The 19,593-nt window shown below is 49.1% G+C and carries 17 protein-coding genes; 9 read left to right on the top strand and 8 right to left on the bottom strand.

What is annotated here, in order from left to right; all coding sequences use genetic code 11:
- Positions 1-309 precede the first annotated feature (309 nt).
- Positions 310-1,122: a sugar-phosphatase gene (yidA, locus tag C9J03_RS17360; protein ID WP_044621506.1), complete on the bottom strand. Its 813-nt coding sequence runs from the start codon at positions 1,120-1,122 to the stop codon at positions 310-312.
- Positions 1,123-1,603: 481 nt separating this feature from the next.
- Between yidA and C9J03_RS17355 the strand changes: the two genes are divergently transcribed.
- The 3 genes from C9J03_RS17355 (at position 1,604) to C9J03_RS17345 (ending at position 6,874) form a co-directional block, all read left to right on the top strand.
- Positions 1,604-4,051, top strand: a complete 2,448-nt coding sequence (locus tag C9J03_RS17355; RefSeq protein ID WP_044621505.1) for a family 20 glycosylhydrolase — start codon at positions 1,604-1,606, stop codon at positions 4,049-4,051.
- Positions 4,052-4,292: 241 nt separating this feature from the next.
- Entirely contained in the window at positions 4,293-5,771 is a 1,479-nt protein-coding gene (yfcC, locus tag C9J03_RS17350; protein WP_211300773.1) for a putative basic amino acid antiporter YfcC, read from the top strand.
- A 98-nt stretch (positions 5,772-5,869) separates the two neighbouring features.
- Positions 5,870-6,874 (top strand): succinylglutamate desuccinylase/aspartoacylase family protein, encoded by a 1,005-nt coding sequence (locus tag C9J03_RS17345; RefSeq protein ID WP_044621975.1) that lies wholly within the window; start codon positions 5,870-5,872, stop codon positions 6,872-6,874.
- 70 nt (positions 6,875-6,944) lie between these two features.
- On the opposite strand, the gene C9J03_RS17340 is transcribed toward C9J03_RS17345, so the two are convergent.
- The 3 genes from C9J03_RS17340 to C9J03_RS17330 are packed head-to-tail and all read right to left on the bottom strand — an operon-like array spanning position 6,945 to position 10,268.
- Positions 6,945-9,143 (bottom strand): FUSC family protein, encoded by a 2,199-nt coding sequence (locus tag C9J03_RS17340; RefSeq protein WP_052829653.1) that lies wholly within the window; start codon positions 9,141-9,143, stop codon positions 6,945-6,947.
- A 9-nt stretch (positions 9,144-9,152) separates the two neighbouring features.
- A complete protein-coding gene (locus C9J03_RS17335) occupies positions 9,153-10,034 on the bottom strand; it encodes an HlyD family secretion protein (protein ID WP_044621503.1) in 882 nt (293 codons plus the stop codon).
- Between the two features lie 18 nt (positions 10,035-10,052).
- Positions 10,053-10,268, bottom strand: coding sequence for a DUF1656 domain-containing protein (locus C9J03_RS17330; RefSeq protein WP_197078554.1), 216 nt, complete (start codon positions 10,266-10,268; stop codon positions 10,053-10,055).
- 150 nt (positions 10,269-10,418) lie between these two features.
- Here C9J03_RS17330 and C9J03_RS17325 point away from each other — a divergent pair, with 150 nt between their 5' ends.
- Positions 10,419-11,339 carry a LysR family transcriptional regulator gene (locus C9J03_RS17325; RefSeq protein ID WP_044621974.1) on the top strand — a complete coding sequence of 307 codons (921 nt, stop codon included), beginning with the start codon at positions 10,419-10,421 and terminating at the stop codon, positions 11,337-11,339.
- On the opposite strand, the gene C9J03_RS17320 is transcribed toward C9J03_RS17325, so the two are convergent.
- Both C9J03_RS17320 and C9J03_RS17315 read right to left on the bottom strand, forming a co-directional pair.
- Positions 11,304-11,960 (bottom strand): PAS and helix-turn-helix domain-containing protein, encoded by a 657-nt coding sequence (locus C9J03_RS17320; protein ID WP_044621501.1) that lies wholly within the window; start codon positions 11,958-11,960, stop codon positions 11,304-11,306. The two genes, C9J03_RS17325 and C9J03_RS17320, sit on opposite strands and share 36 nt — an antisense overlap.
- 120 nt (positions 11,961-12,080) lie before the next feature.
- Positions 12,081-12,725, bottom strand: a complete 645-nt coding sequence (locus tag C9J03_RS17315; protein ID WP_082060506.1) for a D-Ala-D-Ala carboxypeptidase family metallohydrolase — start codon at positions 12,723-12,725, stop codon at positions 12,081-12,083.
- A 206-nt stretch (positions 12,726-12,931) separates the two neighbouring features.
- Here C9J03_RS17315 and C9J03_RS17310 point away from each other — a divergent pair, with 206 nt between their 5' ends.
- A complete protein-coding gene (locus tag C9J03_RS17310) occupies positions 12,932-13,642 on the top strand; it encodes a murein L,D-transpeptidase catalytic domain family protein (protein WP_082060547.1) in 711 nt (236 codons plus the stop codon).
- A 79-nt stretch (positions 13,643-13,721) separates the two neighbouring features.
- On the opposite strand, the gene C9J03_RS17305 is transcribed toward C9J03_RS17310, so the two are convergent.
- The gene (locus C9J03_RS17305) at positions 13,722-14,873 is read right to left on the bottom strand and encodes an iron-containing alcohol dehydrogenase (RefSeq protein ID WP_044621500.1); all 1,152 of its coding nucleotides are present in this window, start codon (positions 14,871-14,873) and stop codon (positions 13,722-13,724) included.
- Positions 14,874-15,124: 251 nt separating this feature from the next.
- Between C9J03_RS17305 and C9J03_RS17300 the strand changes: the two genes are divergently transcribed.
- The 4 genes from C9J03_RS17300 (at position 15,125) to C9J03_RS26515 (ending at position 18,303) form a co-directional block, all read left to right on the top strand.
- Positions 15,125-16,045, top strand: coding sequence for an AraC family transcriptional regulator (locus C9J03_RS17300; RefSeq protein ID WP_044621499.1), 921 nt, complete (start codon positions 15,125-15,127; stop codon positions 16,043-16,045).
- A gap of 160 nt (positions 16,046-16,205) precedes the next feature.
- Entirely contained in the window at positions 16,206-16,766 is a 561-nt protein-coding gene (locus tag C9J03_RS17295; protein WP_044621498.1) for a porin family protein, read from the top strand.
- 385 nt (positions 16,767-17,151) lie between these two features.
- Positions 17,152-17,661, top strand: coding sequence for a porin family protein (locus tag C9J03_RS17290; RefSeq protein WP_039464367.1), 510 nt, complete (start codon positions 17,152-17,154; stop codon positions 17,659-17,661).
- A 177-nt stretch (positions 17,662-17,838) separates the two neighbouring features.
- Positions 17,839-18,303: a hypothetical protein gene (locus C9J03_RS26515; protein WP_146149091.1), complete on the top strand. Its 465-nt coding sequence runs from the start codon at positions 17,839-17,841 to the stop codon at positions 18,301-18,303.
- A gap of 66 nt (positions 18,304-18,369) precedes the next feature.
- Here the strand turns inward: C9J03_RS26515 and C9J03_RS17280 are convergent, their stop codons facing one another.
- Entirely contained in the window at positions 18,370-19,410 is a 1,041-nt protein-coding gene (locus tag C9J03_RS17280; protein WP_044621496.1) for an AraC family transcriptional regulator, read from the bottom strand.
- Positions 19,411-19,593: the final 183 nt, after the last annotated feature.

The raw sequence follows: 19,593 nt of genomic DNA, 5'->3' as shown, positions 1-19,593 counted from the left end.
TTTTTCTGGGGGGCAATATTGGTTTTTTCCCAGCTAATTCTATGGCTGATTGATTTTACTGTTGAATCGACAAGCTCGATTAATAGAAAAGCAATTACTGAACTGTGGTATATCCGGCCAATGATTTTAGTGTTAGGACTATTTCTCATGGCATATAGCCAGTACCCACGTAGCCGGTTGGGGAAGGTGGGGCGGTGGATTTATCGCTTTATTCTGTGGCTGATAAAGACCAAGCGCTCCGCAAAAAAGTAATCTAAGCTATGCGCAAGTTAAAGGCAGGTGGCTGCCTTTAACCTCACATTGAGACAGTTAGGCGTTTTTTAGCACAAACTCTTCAATCACTTTCGCCACACCGTCGTTGTCGTTGGTGTCGGTGACGTGGTTGGCAATCGCTTTGATATCGTCGGTGGCGTTGCCCATTGCCACACCCAGACCGGCGAATTTAATCATGTGGTGATCATTGCCAGCATCACCCATGCAAATCACTTCGCTAGCGTCCAGGCCCAAATGCTCGGCAAGCATAGCAACGCCAGTGCCTTTGTTGCTGTTCGGGTTCATCAGCTCGAGGAAGAAAGGGGCACTTTGCACCACGGTGTACTGGTCGTAGAGGCTCGCAGGCAGTTGGTTGATCGCTGCTGTTAGGATTTCCGGATCCGCGACCATCATTACTTTGATCACTTCTTCGTCGTCGGCAAGCTCGGCAAAATCAAGCACTGTCGTCGGTACGCCGTTGATCACTGATTCATGATCGGTATACGGGTTGTTCTCTGGCGTGATCAAACCGCGTTCAGGGGTAAAGGCATGAATGAAAGTACCGAAATCATTGGCCAGGCTGGCGATATTCTTCGCATCTCGGCCTGTCATGATCTGTTTGCGGATCACTGTTTTGCTAGCAACACGTTGCACCAAAGATGCATTGTAGCTAAGGACATAATCTTTTTCGCCCGTCATACCCAGTTCATCGAGGTACTTGGTCATGCCCTCCAGTGGGCGGCCGGAAGCTAGGACCACTTGCACACCGCAGTCGCGAGCAGCCTGGATAGCTTGTTTGGTTCGAGGTGAAATGGCTTTCTGCGAGTTAAGCAGTGTGCCATCCATATCAAGGGCAACCAGTTTATACATTGATTCGTCCAATCCGTGAAAAATTTCAGAGCCCGCATACTAATCAATTTTTGTGATCAACTCGACACCCTTTGATGATGTTAGTGTGACATTTCAGGACTGGCTTGATGTGTGTCAACTGAGAGTACCGTGCACTGGGTTTTGAGAAATGCAGCATTACAAATTGTTACTTGTTTGGAAATGGGAGGGAGGTATAAGTTTATGAAAATAATCATAAAATCAAAGTGTGTTCAGCTTGGTTTCTAACATGTATTAAGTGGTTGTTTTATCGGTGTATATTGGCCTTTCCGCCTACGATATGTGTGAAACTATCAAACAACTCAAAGGGATTTGTGGCTTTTCTCACTGTTTAATTCGCATGGCGAATTTAATATTTCTTCAACCCACAAGGGGGGAGTGAGAGTGGTATCCAGCCCTACCCCAATCAATCATGCTGGGTATCAGCCCCAACAATTATGATGAGTATGTCTGAGGAATAATCATGAAAAAAACGATCTTGTCTGCTTTGGTTGCAGGTTCGATGCTGTCGTCGGCAGCGTATGCCGCTGCACCAAATACCGATTTGAATTTAATGCCATATCCACATTCTGTGGAGCTGCGTGAAGGCAAGGTCGAGATTGATGGTGATTTCAAGGTTTTCATCAAAGGCTACCAGTCCGAGCGGGTGGCGTTTACCGCCAAGCGATTGCTCAAACGCCTGGAGCGCCAGACGGGTGTGCCGATGCTCAATCCATATGTCGATAGCGAAGACAAAGCGACACTGGTGATTGATATCCAGCAGGCGCCGAAAACAGCAGTTCAAACGGTTGAGGCGGACGAGTCCTATACCCTGACGGCCGACAACGGCAAGATTGTGTTGGCCTCTGAGCGCCCTTACGGCGCTATCCGAGGTATCGAGACCCTGCTTCAGTTGGTTGAAACCGACAGCACGGGCTATTTTGTGCCGGAAGTGACGATTGAAGATGCGCCGCGTTTCCCGTGGCGTGGTGTGTCCTACGATACCTCGCGTCACTTTGTTGAAATTGATGTGATTAAGCGCCAGCTCGATGCGATGGCATCAGCCAAGATGAACATTTTCCACTGGCATATCTGGGATGATCAGGCGATCCGTATTCAGTTGGACAGCTATCCGAAGCTATGGCAGATGACGTCTGACGGTGACTACTACACCAAAGATGAAATCCGTGGTGTGGTCGACTATGCCCGCAACCTCGGTATTCGGGTGATCCCGGAAATTTCATTGCCGGGACACGCCTCAGCGGTGGCTCACGCCTATCCAGAGCTGATGTCTGGCGGCGAAGGACAAAGCTACCCGCACCAGCGCGAGTGGGGGGTCTTTGTCCCACTGATGGATCCGACTAACCCTGAGCTGTACACCTTCTTGGGTAAAGTGTTTGACGAGGTAGTTGAGCTCTTCCCGGATGAGTATTTCCACATTGGTGGTGATGAGCCCAATTACTCCCAGTGGACAGAAAACGAGGACATCCAGGCCTATATCAAAGAGAAAGGCCTAGACGGTAACCACGGTCTGCAATCTTACCTCAATGCCCGCGTTGAGAAGATGCTTGATGAGCGTGGTAAGAAGATGATTGGCTGGGATGAAATCTGGCATAAAGATCTGCCGACATCGATTGTGATCCAGAGTTGGCGTGGCCATGACAGTATTGGCCGTGCGGCCCAGGAAGGCTACCAGGGGATCCTATCTACGGGCTACTACCTTGATCAGCCACAACCAACCAGCTACCACTACCGCAACGACCCGATGCCAACCGGTATCACGGTTGACGACAACCTGCATGATGGGGAAAAGTTTGCTACCTACGAGTGGGAAAAACCACGTACTAAGGGGGGCCCGCGTAAAGGCCTGATCACTATCATTGAAGACAAGGACGGTAACTTCCGCGCCTTTACCGACTATAACGGCAAGTCACGTGAAGAGGTGTACATCCTTGAGTATGTACCGGGCAAAGTGTTCCGTGGTCACTTCGACAACTTCATGTCGTACACCGAATTCAACTTGGTTTTCGCTGGCACTGAGCTGGCTGAAACGAGCTATCAGCTTATTGGTAATGTCCGCTGGCCGACCACAGGCAAGCTGATCGCAGGAACTGCAATCGAAGGCTCAGTGATCCCCGAGCCAAACGGCGGCTACCCGGCGGAGTTAACCGAGGAGCAGCAGAAACTGATCCTGGGCGGAGAAATTACCGCATGGGCTGAAAACTATGATTCACTGACGGTTGAAAACCGCCTATGGCCACGTAGCTATGCGATTGCCGAGCGTTTCTGGTCGCCTGCTGAACTGACGGACGAAGACAGCATGTACAAGCGAATGGCAGCAATCGATCACTGGTCTGAAATTTCGGTAGGCCTTCAGCACCACAACAAGGCCATGATGATGTACAAGCGCTTGGCAAACGGTAAAGATGTCCAGCCGCTGGTGGCACTGGCCGAATACACCGAGCCGGCACAATACTATGCCCGTAACTGGGAGAAGTGGATCCAAACTTCGAACCATGGCGACCTTTACAACCAGTACGAGCGCCTGAACCGCTTCGTTGATGCGCTGCCTGTCGAAAGCCATGCGGTGTATGAAATGGAAAAACTGGTTGGCGAGTATGCTGACGGCAACAATGATGCGCTGGCTGAATTGAAGGCTCACTACGCGAAGGTATTGAATGCGGCACAAGCCGTCAAACCAATCTTGGCTGCCAATGTGGCATCGGTAGATAGCGTTGTGATTGCTGAGAAGACCATAGCTGTAGCGGAAATTGGCCTGGCTGTGGTGGCCAAGCTTGAGCAGGGTGAGACACTTAGCACAACAGAGCGAAATGCATACCTAGTAACATTGAGCGATGCAGCAAGAATTTATGACGAGGCGATCGTCGCAATTGTCAAACCGACGGAAAACTTGGTCGTAATGAAGAAATAGCTCCATATAGTTTTATTAATACAAAAGCTTGAGCGCACCTAATGGGTGCGCTTTTTTTATTGTAGCAACAAGTAGTAACATTTTTTCTTGGTTGATAACTCTACGAAAGTGGCAATTCAGCAAAATGAGATTGACTTTGTATGCAGTATTTACGATATTTTATTCTTCATTTTTAAGAAGTAGATGAAGAATAATAATGAGCGATACAACATCGGACGTTGTCCAAATCAAAACCTGGAAAATGCCAGATACTCTGGTACTGATCTTTTTCATTGGTCTGCTGGCGACAGCACTGACCTATGTCGTACCGGCAGGTATGTTTGAAACCCAAGCCATTTCCTATATTGCTGACGGTGCCGAGAAGACCCGTACCGTACTCGACCCAGAATCGTTTACTTACGCGACGGATGAGCATGGCGAGTTGGTCTACAACAGTGTCGGGCTGTTTGCCAGCGGAGGTGGTATTGGCCTGATGAACTTCGTGTTCGAAGGGTTGGTTTCCGGCTCGAAATGGGGTTCGGCTATCGGCGTTATCATGTTTATGCTGGTGATTGGCGGCGCGTTTGGCATCGTGATGCGTACCGGTACGATTGATAATGGTATCCTGCGCCTGATTGACCGTACCAAGGGCAGTGAGTCCCTGTTTATTCCGGTGCTGTTTTCCTTATTTTCTCTTGGCGGCGCAGTATTCGGAATGGGCGAAGAGGCCGTTGCGTTCGCGATTATTATCGCCCCGCTGATGGTCAGAATTGGCTATGACGGCATTACCACCGTGATGGTTACCTACGTCGCGACCCAGATTGGCTTCGCTGCTTCATGGATGAACCCGTTTTCGGTCGCAGTCGCCCAGGGGATCGCTGGCGTGCCGGTACTATCTGGTGCTTCGGTGCGTATTGGCCTGTGGATTATGTTCACCATTATCGGTATCGCATTTACCATGTGGTACGCCAACGGGGTGAAAAAAGATCCGTCCAAGTCTTTCAGTATCAAAGGCGATGTCCACTTCAAAACACAGGAGGCCTCGGTAACGGCATCGCGCTGGAACCTGGGCGATACCCTGGTCATGCTGACCGTGGTTGCCACAATGGTATGGGTGATCTGGGGGGTAGTTGCCCATGCTTGGTACATTCCTGAAATTGCCTCGCAGTTCTTTACCATGGGCTTTGTCGCGGGCTTGATTGGTGTAGCTTTCCGCCTCAACGGCATGACCGTCAATGATATGGCTGATGCGTTTAAAGACGGTGCGAGCATCATGCTAGCACCGGCGCTGCTGGTCGGTAGTGCCAAGGGGATCCTATTGATCCTAGGTGGTGGCGGTGATGCCACCGAAGCCAGTGTATTGAACTCGATCCTCAGCAGTGCGGGTAACGTAATCGGCTCACTGCCGGAAGTGATGGCTGCATGGCTGATGTACGTTTTCCAGTCGGTGTTTAACTTCTTTGTGACGTCGGGCTCGGGACAAGCGGCACTGACCATGCCTTTGATGGCCCCGCTGGCTGACTTGGCCGGTGTCACTCGTCAGGTTGCGGTACTGGCGTTCCAGCTGGGGGATGGCTTTACTAATATCATCGTGCCAACTTCGGCATCACTGATGGCAACACTGGGCGTGTGCCGCATCGACTGGGGGGACTGGGCAAAGTTCTGCTGGCGCTTCATCGCTCTGTTGTTTGTGTTGTCGAGTGTGATTGTAGTAATTGCTCACATAACAGGCTTTGCGTAAGCGCAGAAAAATCGATTAGAGTGAATGGGCAGGAAACTGCCCATTTTTTTTGCAGACTATCAATTTCATAGACATAGGGATGGAAGCGTATGGCGGAAATGAAAACCCGATATACCGATGACGTTTTGCAGGGACATCAGGTGATCACCCGGTTGGATGTCGATGAGCTGCCCGTGGGCTGCCACCGGTTTTGGTTTCGTCCCCAAGAAAATGGCATCGGACAGAGCTGGCACTTGCCGGTGGTGGTCTACCGCGGCGAGCAGGGCGGCAATGCCCCAAAAGTGATGATCACGGCAGGCGTGCATGGTGACGAGCTGAATGGCGTGGTCACGGCTCAGAAAGTGATCCAATATCTTGCCGAGCAGGCCGTGGCAGGCACGGTGGTGATTGTGCCGACGGTCAATGTGTCTGGCATGTTGATGCACACCCGAGATTTTATCATGTCAGACCCTGACGCCTCGCCGACCAATCTCAACCGGATTTTCCCGGGCAACCCGGAGGGAGACGCCGCCCAGCGTTATATTGCGTCAATATGGTACGATCTGCTTGCGCACAATGCCGATATCGCGGTCGATTTGCATACCCAGACTCGCGGTGCAGCTTACCCGCTGTATGTGTTTGCGGATTATCGTATTCCCCAAACCGTAAAAATGGCCCGGCTGATGAATCCGGATTGTATTTTCGATGATCCGGGCGATGAGGGGGTGCTGGAAACGGTTTGGAACCGCAGCGGTATTCCATCGATTACCGTTGAGGTTGGTGCCGGTAAGGTCTTGCAGCCGGATATGATTGCACGCTCTGTCGATGGGGTACTCAATATCCTTAAAGCTGAAGGGGTATTGGAGGGGGAGGTTAGCCAGCCCCAGCACGAGTGCTACGAAGGCAAGCAGATCTTCACCGTGAGAGCGACACTTGGTGGCTTTGCCCTGCCGCAGGTGGAGATTGGTGAGCGGGTTGAAATCGGCCAGTTGCTAGCGGTGCAGTACGACAGTTTCGGCGATGAGATACAGCGCTACCATGCGCCGACCCGTGGTTATGTGCTGAGTGTGAATCTCGATCCGATGCGCGAGCCCGGAACCCTGCTGGTGCGTTTGATTAAGTAAATGTTCCGATGCTCCTCTGTACAATAGCAAAACGCCACTGAACGATTCGGTGGCGTTTTGCTGTCGAGTCTTAGATGGCAAAAGGTTGCAATCGCAGTTGATGGATATGGTTATGCTGAACGTTGATTATCAGAGTCTTAAATGAATCTATCAGCAGCTGCAATGAGATTAGCAGCCGGTAACTGGCATCAACATCATCGGCACTCAGCGAGAACTGCAATATTGACTCCCGGTCTAGTCCGATCAGGTAGCGTTGCAGCTCGAACAGTAACCTATCAAGTTGATACTGGTGCTCAGTAAGCGTCGGATTCACAGTAGATTCCTCCAGAATTGCGACTAGCGATTGAGTGATTTTCGCTATCAGTGCCTCAATGGCTCGGTGTTGCGATGCAGTTTGCCAATGGCGGTAGTTATCTTCGAAAGCACGATAGAGCAGGCAGGCCTTGTACGCACCGGTGATCACTGTGCCGACTTTTGCCGGTTCCAGCTCAGGGTAAGCCTGCCAGTTAATCCTGCTGATTGCGGTTTCTGCCATAGCGACAGAGCGCAGCGGATCTTGTCTTTTCAAGACGATGCTATGGCCAGCTTGCTGGTGCTTCGGCTTGGTAAATTGCTGCAGGTCGAGTTTGAGCCCGGTCCGCAAACGCCCCAATTCACGCAAGAATACAGATTCCGGCGTACCCGAAAAGACAGTGTGGTTCACCCAGAAGATGATCAGCATGACGATACCGATCAGCATAAGCTGCAGCAAGGCGGACTGAATATCGTAGACCGGCGTCAGCTGCATCGCACCACTTGTCATCATTATCAATAGTTGGGTACCCAGCATTCTTTGCAGTGCCTGCTGGGGCCGGCAGAACACATACCAGATCCCAAACGCATTGATAAAATAAAACGCCGACAGTTGCCAGATCTCGGTCAGCATCGGCATCAGCAAAACATACTGAGCCAGGACGAACAGTGACCAACCGAACATGGAAAATGACAATGCTTTTACGCTGGCAAATGGCAGTGACAAGACGACGCAGCTGAAAATGGCCCCGAGCAGTACGATCATTGCACCACCAGGCATGGGGACATAAAGCCATAATGCGATACATACCCAGATCACCAGGCAGGCTTTCAACGCCGCTACAGCGCTATCCGGGCGAAATGCCCATCTTGCGGTGAATGAACCTGGCGCTGAGACCGCTTGGTGGGGTTGATTGTATTTGGCGTTACCTTGATGACTTTGAGCAGTCAGCTCAGACAGGGTCGCCACGAGGTCATATTGCAGCTGATCAATCTTAGTCAGCAGTGAGCCTAACATCATCGTTGCGCCATGGTGGTCATCAATACTGCCAGCTTTTTCGTTATCTAATGGCTTTGATGGGAGTAGGGCAACGTTTTGCGGTAGGCGGCTTCGACCGTCGATGACGGCTCTCCCCTCAAGCAATGCTAGGGCATCTTGCGCCCGGCTGCTGAGCCGCTCCAGCAAGGAGGCAATAACTGCACATTGCTCTGGTGCCATTTTTTCACTGGTTAGGGCGCTGGCTTCTGCCAGATGGCCGCACAGCAGTGCCCACCGGTTGAGTTGGCTGAGCAATGTTTGCCACTTTGGGTAGTCATGGGCGATATGGTAACTGTCTGCGCTGGCCGCGTAGATGAGATCTTCCAACCGGGTTAACTGCTTCAAGCTATCACTTAAGGTGAGCGCTTTGGTGAAGGTGTTGTGGTCATTGAGTTCAGCCATGGCAATCTGTAGCTGCTTTGACTGATTATCAAAGTACAGCTTTAGGGTGGCAATGACGGTACGATGGCTGGATGTTGGCCATAACAAGCTAAATACCAGCGTAAAGCAGACAATTCCCAGCACGGTCTCCTGGAGCCGTAAAACGGCCACTGAGAAGGTCTGCTCCGGTAGCAGTTTGCCCATGACGACCACCAACGAGCAGACCATCAGGCAGATAGTCCACATATAGCCATTGCGTGGATTGCCCTGCAGATAGACGCAAAGTGCAGCAAAAAGGCTGTAGCAAGCAAGGAACGGCAATGGCTGTTGGGCAAAAAGCCCAACCAGCAGGAAAGCCGCTAATACGCCTAGCAAGGTGCCGACAAGTCGATGACGGCCTTTTTTCAGCGAATGTCCCGACGTTTCGGTTGCAGCCATGACAACCACGGCAAAGCCAGCCCAATACGGACGTTCCCAGCCCAGCCATAGCGCACTGACAATGGCCAGGGTCAGGGCTAAGGCCACCTTCAGTGGCAAGATACAGCGCTGATTGAGCATAGAAGATCCTTACAGGGCAGCGTTTGGCTGGGATTTGTTGATCATTATCGATGCCGTCGTCCCGGCGCGGAGCTGGAGAGAGGCAGGCAAGTTATCGAGTGCAATCCGGACCGGTATTCGTTGGGCCAGGCGGATCCACTGGAAGTTGGGGTTGACGTTGGGCAGAAGCGAAACCCCTGTACTGCCATCTTGGTGGGCAATGCCGTATCCGATACTTTCAACCCGGCCACTGAGTGGCTGGTCATGATAGGCCATCAGGGTGACGACAGCGTGTTCACCGATGGTGGCATCCTGAATGTCTGTTTCCTTGAAGAACCCTTCAACCCAGAAGCTGTTTTTATCAACCAGGGCGACAACCGGTTGATTCGCGACCACTTGGCTTCCCATTCTCAGGGTCAGGTTGGTGATAAAGCCATCCACCGGGGCGGTGACCTTGGTGAAGCTGAGGTTTAGCTTGGCTTCATCACAAGCGGCTCGGGCGACCATGACACCCGCTTGCGCAGACTCAACCGCATTGTTGAGCTGATTGAGTGACAATTGTGAAATTGAGCCTGGCTGGCGGCGTGACAGGGAACGCCCGCGCTTTGCTTCATCTTGCGCTTTTTTGAGCAGGGCTTGCGCTTGAACCAAGCTTGCTTCTGTCTTGGCCAGGGCTGCTTGGTAGGTACGGGGGTCTATTTCAAACAACACGTCGCCGGCTTTGACTTCACTGTTATCACGAATAGGCAATGCAATGATAGGCCCTGTTACTCGAGGGGTAATCTGGATCACCTGAGCGCGAATTTGGCCATCTCGGGTCCAGGGATTTTGTAGATACTGTTGGTATTTCCAGCCTATCGCGGCGATAGCCAATAGGAGTAAGCAAAGGGTGACGCTGAAACGTTTGATCAAAATAGGCTCCGTATTCGATTAAGAAGGAAAAACAAAGGTGCCGACAACGACGGTATATATGATGGTTAGTGAAAGCTCGACCAAGGGGGGGCTGGCAACGTGGCGAAACCAGCGCAGCCGGTTTAGCAAACGAACGGTAAGGGAAGTACAAATCAACCCGATCAGGGCTGCAACCAGCAGCGGGGGAAGGTAGAGATCACCAAAAGCGATTTCATGGGGAACGGCAAACGACACTGTTTTTACTCTTGATACTAGGACGCGAGGGTGCATGTTATGGCTAATGCTGCTGGTGATAAACCTACTTAGAAGGAATACAATCGAAACTCTTGGTTTCTAATTATGGTTAAAATAGAATCTAATGATTGCTAATCATGGAGTATGCTGTTGGACCGCTTAACCAGTATTGAAATTTTTGTGCGGGCTGTGGAGCTGGGCTCATTTGCGGCGGTTGCTGAAGAGCGAGGGATCAGTGCCCAGATGGTGGGTAAGCACGTGAGAGGGTTGGAGGCGTCAATCGGTGCGAAGCTGTTGGCCAAGTCTACCCGTTTTCAGAGCCTGACTGCGGTAGGTGACCAGTATTACCGGCGCTGTCTGGTCGTCCTCGGGGAGCTGAAAGCTGCTCAGGAGGACATTTACCGTAATATGAGCGAGCCCAGTGGCAGCCTGAAGATTGCTGCCGGGGTGAATTTTGGCATTAAGGCTTTGGCACCCATGCTGGCACAGTTTCAACAGCAGTACCCTCAGCTCGATATCGATCTTACCTTGGATAATAGCCCGCCCGATATGAAGAAAGAGGGCTACGATATTATCTTTCGCGAGCAGTTGGTCGGGTACGAATACCTGGTGGCGACGAAGCTGCGCAGCTATAAGATGATTGCCTGTGCTTCTCCTGCCTATTTGCAGCGATTTGGTACGCCGACCCACCCCGACGAGCTGGAGCGGCATCAATGTTTGCTGAGTAACCTGCCGCAGGCACCGCATAAATGGCGGTTCTATGATGGCCAAAAAGTCAGCACCCCAAAGGTGAGCTCGCAATTTACCATGAATAGCGGGCAGGCCATGATGGCAGCGGCCTTGGAAGGGGCCGGTATTACGCTACAGCCCATGTTTCAGGTTAGCGATGCCCTGTCCGAAGGCGCTTTAATGCCCATTTTGCAGGACTATACACTGCCTGAGGTTGAACTTTATATGATGTACCGGCCGTCGTTGCGTAATACCGCAAGGCTGACGGCACTGCAGGGGTTTATCCGCCAGGCTTTCGCACAGGATTCATTGCACAACGATGGAGGCCGGGGTTTTAAATAGCTGCTCAGGGATGACAGATAGCCAACCGTTGCAGCGGGCATATTCGATCAGAGAAGCGCGGTTGCTCACACCGACATCGGAGAAGCGACTAATTAAATTAGCAATTTGCTTTTCGACTGCCTTGGGGGTTCTGTGGATCAACTGGGCAATCTGCTTGGTCTGGCGGCCGCGTAATAGCCAGAACAGCACAATTTCCTGAGAAGGCGTGAGCCTCATGCATTCCGGTTTGATGGTGCTAAATGAATTATTGGTGCTGCCAAGTGCCATAATTTCGGCAAATGAAGCCAAGTTGACCAGTTCCCTTAAGTTGGTCGCGCTAAATTGGATACCCCACGGTTCACCATTGATGATGACAGGACGTTTTTCGAAAGTGTAAGCATCAAATCCATGTGCGTATTTATGCACATCTATAGTTACGATTGTCTTGTTTTCCGATATTGCTTGCCTATCTTGCTGTACAAAACAAGATGCAAATTGGGCTGTGTCACATGGTAGATCACTATCTGTGAGGCCCTCAATATCACAAGGTGCATTGACTAAGTCACGGTAGGCTTTGTTGGCAAAGGCGAAAATGCCATCTTTAGACTTTAATCCTGCTGGATGAGGGCTGTGCTCTAGCATGTGAATCAGAACGGATAAATATGTATGTTGGTCTATTTTCACCCGCGCATTCTATCACTCCGATCAAGGAAAGGAAGTAGGATAAATCCCCCTTTTTGAGAGGATTGTTACCAGTGGCAGTTACCAGCTTCTATAACCGCAGGTATCGATATGGAAGCGAACGCCGCTGTAGAGGCCGAGCCCCATGTTGTTTTTCTGTCCAACAGAGTTGTAAATGCTGTTGAGAATGTTATGCAATTCAGCCCGAGATATATTTCGCGTAGGGACCAAATCAAGTGCACAGAAATCGAGGTGGGAACTTCTTGGTGCCCCTCCGGCGTGTTGGTTGTATTCTTTACTCCGGTCACCGGAGACAGGGATAAGCAAGCCGGTTTTTGGCATGACATGCTGTTGGATAAACAGCAGGGTACGAACCATGTTGTCCCAGTTTTTTTTGTCTGGCAAATTGAAAACGGTGGTGTTGCTCAAACGCCAATCGGTGCCTTGTAGTAATACTAGGTGGAGAGGAATACCCTCTTTGACTCCCCTGTCGAGAAAATACTGGTATCCCTCCTGAATATCGGCTTGCTTCTTGTTCATCAATACCCAGCCTCGAAAGGCTGCCAGGGTCGGTACCTTGAATCCCTGCACTTCAATGACGAGATCGCTGTAGTCAAAATCTCTATGTACTTCATAAAGTTTCGACAGATCAACGGCTTCTGCTTTGCTATAACACGAAAAGAGCAGGAAAAACGGCAACACAATCCACTTCGATATGTGCTTCATATGACAACCCCGAAGAATATGCGTCGAAATATATGGTTAAGTGTAGGTGATTTGACTGTTCGGGATTTGGTCTTTTCTTAAGCTGATATTTGTAATTTTCTATGAAATTCTGTCTGAAATGATGAGATGTAAAAGCTCTTGTCGATTAATCTGTTAAAATTAGCAAAGTGAGTCCGTCGTAAAAAAATCATGTTTTGCTAATGCTTATGATCAAAAAAATACTTCTAATTTTGTTTTTTTCTTCTATTGCCCAGGCTGGAAGCCTCGAAGATCACATTGATGACCTTACCAGTGAGGTGTACTTAACAGCATCTTTAGATGGGGTGATGGACTATGCGTTGCTGAAAGAGGGTATCGAAGCATATATGACCAAAGGAACAGGGGCAAACCCTAACCTGGTGATTATTGACTATCGGCGTCCTTCTAACGAAAAGCGTTTTTATGTCGTTGATTTGGCAAACAAGAAGCTGAAATACCATACCTATACCACCCATGGTATTGAAAGCGGAGGTGCCTATGCTAGACGCTTTTCGAATACGCTCAATTCCAAGCAGACCTCTGTTGGTGTGTTCAAAACGGCCGAGACGTATTATGGAAAATATGGCTATTCACTTCGCCTTGATGGGTTGTCTGTTGGCGTCAATGACAATGCCCGCCGCCGCCATATCGTGATCCACGGTGCAAAATATGCTTCCCCGGATTTTCTCGAAACCAATAACTTCATCGGTTGGAGCTGGGGGTGCCCGGCCTTACCGCCAGAGAAGAACCGTGAAATTATCGACTTGATCAAAGGTGGAAGCATTATCCTTGCTGCCAATGACGAGATGGTGGGGCAGGACTCCTCCCCATCCTTGCTGGCATCCGCGCAATTTCAAGAGCCAGTGAAAGGCGAAAACCGTATGGTTATCCGTCGATAATAACTATCATGGTCGCGACTCTAGGCGACTAATAACAGTAAGGGAGGCGTGTTGCCTCCCCTTTTTATTAAGCAATGACTTACAAGGCCGCTTCCAGAATGGCGCGGCTGTCTTTGATGGTAATATTGCCACGCTCGCCCAGCGCTTTCATGCCATGTTTTTCAAGGCTGGCGACCAGGGTATCGATATCGGCAGTGCCGAGCTTAACATCGCTCAAGCTTGTCGGTACTTCCATCTGCTTGAAGAAAGCAATGGTCTTTGCAATTGCTTGGTCGATACGTTCGTCACTTGAACCTTCATTGATACCAAATACGCGCTCTGCATACTGCAGCAACTTCCCTTCCTTGTCAGCTCGGCGCTCTTTCATTACCGCAGGCAGAACAATACTGAGGGTGCGTGCGTGATCGATACCGTAGTTGCCGGTTAGCTCATGGCCGATCATGTGGGTGGTCCAGTCTTGTGGGACACCGACACCAATCAAACCGTTGAGTGCCTGGGTCGCCGTCCACATGATGTTGGCTCGAACATCGAGGTCATCAGGAGTCGCGAGGGCTTTGGGTCCCTCTTCGATAAGGTTCAGCAGCAGGCCTTCTGCAAAGCGGTCCTGAACCTTGGCGTTGGCCGGGAAGGTCAGGTACTGCTCCATCACGTGAACATAGGCATCCACAACCCCGTTGGCTACCTGGCGAGGGGACAGGCTCAGCGTGGTCGTAGGGTCTAGTACCGCGAACAATGGCTGCACTTTGGGGGTCATGAACGCCAGTTTGTCTTTGCCGCGAGAAACGACCGAGCCCATGTTGCTCTCTGAGCCAGTTGCCGGCAGTGTCAGCACACACGCCAGTGGCAGGGCACTTTCTACCGGGTGCTGCTGAGCCAGAATATTCCATGGGTCTTCGCCCTGGTAAGCGGCTGCCGCAGCAATGAATTTCGTGCCGTCGATCACCGAACCGCCACCGACGGCAAGCAAGAAATCAAACCCTTCGGCTTTGATTTTTTCTACTGCTTTCATCAGCGTGTCGTACTGAGGGTTAGGCTCTACACCGGAAAACTCACCCCAGTTATGTTCGCTCAGGGCTGCCTCTACTTGCTCATATACACCGTTTTTCTTGATAGAACCGCCGCCGTAAATCACCAAGACTTTTTTATCTTGTGGAATATCGCTGGCAATGGCTGCGATCTGGCCTTCGCCAAAATGAATACGGGTAGGGTTCTGGTAAGTAAACTTGTCCATGAAGTATCTCCAGTGTGTGTCGTATTATGTCGTTAGGGAATACGCACAGTCTATGCTAATGCTTCTCAAACTGGCGTGCTCAAAACTGTTTAATGCTTGCCTAAAACTACTTTTTTATCAGGGGCGGAAAGATAACCATTGTGGGAGTAGCCAAGATTGCCATGTTTCTTGCCAACTGGTTTTTTTGTCAAAGCTGTGGTTTGATCTAACGGTTCAGGTGCACAGAGCACGTAATTGGCGAGGTGAGGGTAATGGATTCTGTTGCAGGTTCTGTCTCTAAAAGGTGTCTAGAAAGAGGCGAAGAGCTGTGTGATTACTATGGCTTAGGAGCAGACTCAGGCATTGTCGAGCTGAAGGTTCCTGGGATCAGGCTGTTTAGGATCAACCAGTATCACAAGATGACACCACAAATGTACCAGCAGGGAGTAGTCGTCATCTTGCAGGGCAATAAAATTGGTCACTTGAATGATTACCGCTTTGAGTATGACACTGACCATTGCCTGATTGTGGCAACGCCATATCCTATTGCCTGCGAAACTTTTGCCTCGCCCGAAGCGCCGTTAATCGGTTTGGATATTGATTTTGATCTCACCATTATTCAAGAGCTTGTCGATGCACTCGAGCAGCACCAGCATAGTGAAATGCCGAAAGCACAGGATTATGGCCGCGGTGTAGCGGTGACGAAAATTACCCCTGAAATTCGAGATTGCCTGTGTCGACTTTTGGGGTGCTTGAAAGATCCGCTAGACGCCCGCGTGCTGGGCCAACAGTTATTACGTGAGTTTTATTACCAACTACTGAAAAGTAAGCAGGGGTATTTGCTGGCGCAATATTGTAAACAAGATAGCGCGTTGTCGCGGGTGAGCCGGGTGATCTCCCATGTCCAGGCGCATTACGATCAAAAGTTGGTGATTAACGAGTTGGCTGACATGGCCGGGATGAGTGTCTCGGCCTTTCATCGCGCTTTCAAGCAGGTCGTTACCGATCCTCCGTTGCAATATATAAAGAAAATACGGCTTAACAAGGCAAAAACTCTAATGTCGCAAGACGGAATGCCGGCCAATGTCGCCGCCTTGAAAGTCGGGTATGAGAGCCCAACCCAGTTCAGCCGCGAGTTTAAGCGCTATTTCGGTGTGCCGCCAAGTCAGGCTTCCCATATCGGAATGTCTTGAGATAGTGAAGTGTTTTCTACAACCAGAAACAAATAATTACAAATAAAACAGTGTTTTTTATTTTCAGGTTGGGTTCAGTTTTATTGTGTACAGTGTTCATTATCCAGACGGCAGAGAAAACAGCTGCCAAGATATAACACTGAATCCAAGGAAACCACACATGAAAAAGTATGCTGTAGCGTCGACCCTTATTCTAGCCACTTTTGCTGCTACTCCTGTATTGGCCAACACCACAGATTGGTTTGTCGGTGGTGGTGTGGGCTACCAGAATGACAAGATCGAAAGGAGTGCTTCGATGTATTCGAACAAGAATGTTGAAGATGTCTCATACCAGTTCCGTGGTGGTGTCATTGTTAACGACCAGCACCGATTAACGGCGACATACAGTTACTACGAGAGTAAGTTTGACGGCATTTTTGCTAATGATTATACCCAGAACATGTATCTTGCTTCTTATGATTACTTGATCCCTGTTCATCAAAAGGTGAATCTGTTTGCGGGTGCAACGATGGGATACTCTGATACTAAGATAAAAAATTCATGGAGCAGCAATAGCTCAACAGATTTTGTATGGGGTGGGCAAGTTGGTGCTCAATATAAATTGAGCAATAATCTATCAACAGATCTAACTTACCGTTACCTAGATCAAGATTATAAAGAAGGCGTGAATAAAATTGATTATACCCAGCAGGTAGTTTGGTCTGTTGATTACAAATTTTAATCTCAGCTGAATGAATATAATATAGAGGGTATGTAGCCCTCTTTTTTTATTTTCAATAACTATTATATATATATTCAGCTGTTGTTTTGTTTTTGCAATAAACCAATTGTAATACATTGGGTTATGTTTTATCTAAATTTGTGTATAGATGTTTATTAATCAAAAAATAGTTAACGATTAATATTTTTTAAATTTGTGATGTGGCTTTATTGAGTGTCAAGTTATTTGTTCAGCATTCGTTAAGTTAAAAAACAATGTTTTATTTCTTAAGTTTTTGTTCAGGAAATAGCTGTATATTAATTAGCGAACAGACAAATTATATAAGACTTATCCGGCACATTAGAAATTAGCGCTTAATGAAGCTAGGAAGTCCAAGGAGATAAACATGAAAAAGATCACAGCAATCTCGACGTTGGCATTGGCAGTTATGGCAGCATCTCCAGCATTCGCCGCTGACACTCAGTGGTTCGTGGGTGGTGGTGTGGGTTACCAGGAAGATAACGTAAAAGGTGCCAATGCCCAAAACGGTGAAGATGCAACTTACCAGCTACGTGGTGGTGCCATCATGAACGACCATCACCGTGTTATGGGTACGTACAGCTACATGGACAAGTCATCACAGAACATGTTCTTGGCATCATACGACTACCTTATGCCTGTTCACCAGAAGGTGAACCTATTTGCCGGTGTGTCTGCTGGTGTGTCTGACAGCAAGATCAGCGGTAGCAGCTCAACAGATTTCGTCTGGGGTGGCCAAGTGGGTGCAATGTTTGAAATCAATGACAACTGGTCGACCGACTTGACTTACCGCTACCTAGACCAGGATTACAGCAAGAACGACACCAAGATCGACTACTCTCAGCAAGTCGTCTGGTCGGTTGACTACCGCTTCTAATTGCGTGAGCGATAGCACCTTCGTTTGAGTATGACAAAGGGGAAAGCGAGAGCTTTCCCCTTTGTGTATTGTTATGCCAAGCGAGCGGCAAGGTAGCTGGGTTATAAATTCACTATCTTGTTGATATGGATACTGCTATAACTAATTGTATTAGAGTGTATAAGTCAGGACTCAAGGATGAAACTTAGGGCTTTGGGATTATTGTTGGGCAGTGTCTTGGTTACCCCTGTATACGCCGCTCAACTCGAAGGGGGGACTTGGTTGTGCCACCGTCCAGATACGCCGGATAATATGAGGGAAACCACCTCATATCAATTTATGCCAGATGGTACTATCCATTCCGAAGAGTGGTTAAGACGTTCAGAGAATAACCAAGTCCAGCTCGAGTTTAAGTTGGCTGTCGAGTACAGTTTTTTCCACAATGGGTTGGACTTCGTGTTGAAGCCGGTTCATCTGTCTCGTAATATCATGGTTGATATCAATAACGTTAATCCGTTCGATAGCGATGCTCGGCGTGACTTGCTCGGCTATCGTATTTTTTTCCAACCTCAGTTTGAAAGTGATAATCGAGCTGAATTTATCATGCGCCATCATATCACTCCTGATCAGCGCTTTACTCTTAATTGCTCCCGCCGAACTTAGGTTGTCACCATTCTTTCAATACCCAGGTGCCATGGGGGCTTGGGTATAAAGTCTGCCAGTTGTTTGTTACAGCCTTCTGCTGCGGCTTCTCTCCATCAGTTTTTCTTTATACTGGGTCGGTGTTTGTCCCCGCTGACGTTGGAAGGCCTTGCTAAAACTTTGGACATTGTTATAGCCCAGCTCTCTTGCGATGTCCTTGATGCTTAAATTAGCTTGCATGTATTTGATGGCTTGATTGCACAGAACATAGCTAGTGATAGTGCTGAAGCTCCAGCCAAACTGGTGGAGACGGCGCTGGAGTTGCTGTCTGGACAAGTTGAACCGCTGTGCAACAAAGTCCAAGCTAGGATACCCATAGAAACGCGAGTAGTTAATCATCTCATACATCATTTTGGCGGCGTCATGGGGCTGTGGCATATTGAGGAACTCATCGAGCTCGAGGTTAGTCAGCATCATCGGACGAGTAACCTCAAAGGGGAAGGTATTGCCGTGCTCCAAGATAGATATATCTAACCATACCCGGGTTGATGGTGCATTCCACCGGATATCGGCACCGAAAAACGTTTCTAACTCGCCGTTACCACAAGGTGGACCGCTTAGCTCGACGGTTAACGGGTGATAACTCTCTCCCATAAAGTAGCGTAAGGTATTGGTGAACATCGCCGCTATGCGCAAACTGTCCTGAAACCGTCCTCGCCCGGAAGAGAAGTGGTTGTCATAGGTCCATTTGATGATCTTGCCCGATAATTCACCGTGAAAGGTCGCGCCTGACTGCAGACAAGAGGTACCGTAATTGATCCGGCGAAAGGAGAGGGCAAGCTCCGGGGTTGAGAGAAACCATTCGCCAAGATGATCCATATTACTGAAACTGATGTCGTTCGCCATGCGACAAAGGTAAGCGGGGTCGCCAAGTGTCACTTCTAGTTCTGCCATTTTCTGGTTGAGATCGGAAAATGGTACCAAGGTCATGGGCTCATTGAGCAATTTAAGCGGTACGCCCAAATCGTCGGATGTTATCCCGTAATGCTTGTCAAGGGCACGAATAAACGGTTTGAAGAAAATAGAGCGAACAAAGGCTGCTTGGAATTGTGATTCAGGCAATGGCATCGGTACAGCCTTATATCTAAATGGATTGATTGTATTAAATGAAGCTACCTGTTGATTCAATATATCCAATGTTGTGATGCCTGTCACTATTTCTTACATAATCACACCCATAAAAACAAATTGAAAAAAGCAAATCTCTTTCACAGCTTTGATATGTGACTGGGCGCCTGCTTATTGATTATG

The sequence above is a fragment of the Photobacterium gaetbulicola genome (assembly GCF_003025515.1).
GTDB lineage: Bacteria > Pseudomonadota > Gammaproteobacteria > Enterobacterales > Vibrionaceae > Photobacterium > Photobacterium gaetbulicola.
This window is presented reverse-complemented; position numbering and strand designations above follow the sequence as displayed.

What these genes read in the sequence shown, in the direction of transcription:
- yidA (WP_044621506.1), bottom strand. Translation starts at nt 1,122, where the DNA reads ATGTATAAACTGGTTGCCCTTGATATGGATGGCACACTGCTTAACTCG.
- C9J03_RS17355 (WP_044621505.1), top strand. Translation starts at nt 1,604, where the DNA reads ATGAAAAAAACGATCTTGTCTGCTTTGGTTGCAGGTTCGATGCTGTCG.
- yfcC (WP_211300773.1), top strand. Translation starts at nt 4,293, where the DNA reads ATGCCAGATACTCTGGTACTGATCTTTTTCATTGGTCTGCTGGCGACA.
- C9J03_RS17345 (WP_044621975.1), top strand. Translation starts at nt 5,870, where the DNA reads ATGAAAACCCGATATACCGATGACGTTTTGCAGGGACATCAGGTGATC.
- C9J03_RS17340 (WP_052829653.1), bottom strand. Translation starts at nt 9,143, where the DNA reads ATGCTCAATCAGCGCTGTATCTTGCCACTGAAGGTGGCCTTAGCCCTG.
- C9J03_RS17320 (WP_044621501.1), bottom strand. Translation starts at nt 11,960, where the DNA reads ATGCTAGAGCACAGCCCTCATCCAGCAGGATTAAAGTCTAAAGATGGC.
- C9J03_RS17315 (WP_082060506.1), bottom strand. Translation starts at nt 12,725, where the DNA reads ATGAAGCACATATCGAAGTGGATTGTGTTGCCGTTTTTCCTGCTCTTT.
- C9J03_RS17310 (WP_082060547.1), top strand. Translation starts at nt 12,932, where the DNA reads ATGATCAAAAAAATACTTCTAATTTTGTTTTTTTCTTCTATTGCCCAG.
- C9J03_RS17305 (WP_044621500.1), bottom strand. Translation starts at nt 14,873, where the DNA reads ATGGACAAGTTTACTTACCAGAACCCTACCCGTATTCATTTTGGCGAA.
- C9J03_RS17300 (WP_044621499.1), top strand. Translation starts at nt 15,125, where the DNA reads ATGGATTCTGTTGCAGGTTCTGTCTCTAAAAGGTGTCTAGAAAGAGGC.
- C9J03_RS17295 (WP_044621498.1), top strand. Translation starts at nt 16,206, where the DNA reads ATGAAAAAGTATGCTGTAGCGTCGACCCTTATTCTAGCCACTTTTGCT.
- C9J03_RS17290 (WP_039464367.1), top strand. Translation starts at nt 17,152, where the DNA reads ATGAAAAAGATCACAGCAATCTCGACGTTGGCATTGGCAGTTATGGCA.
- C9J03_RS26515 (WP_146149091.1), top strand. Translation starts at nt 17,839, where the DNA reads ATGAAACTTAGGGCTTTGGGATTATTGTTGGGCAGTGTCTTGGTTACC.
- C9J03_RS17280 (WP_044621496.1), bottom strand. Translation starts at nt 19,410, where the DNA reads ATGCCATTGCCTGAATCACAATTCCAAGCAGCCTTTGTTCGCTCTATT.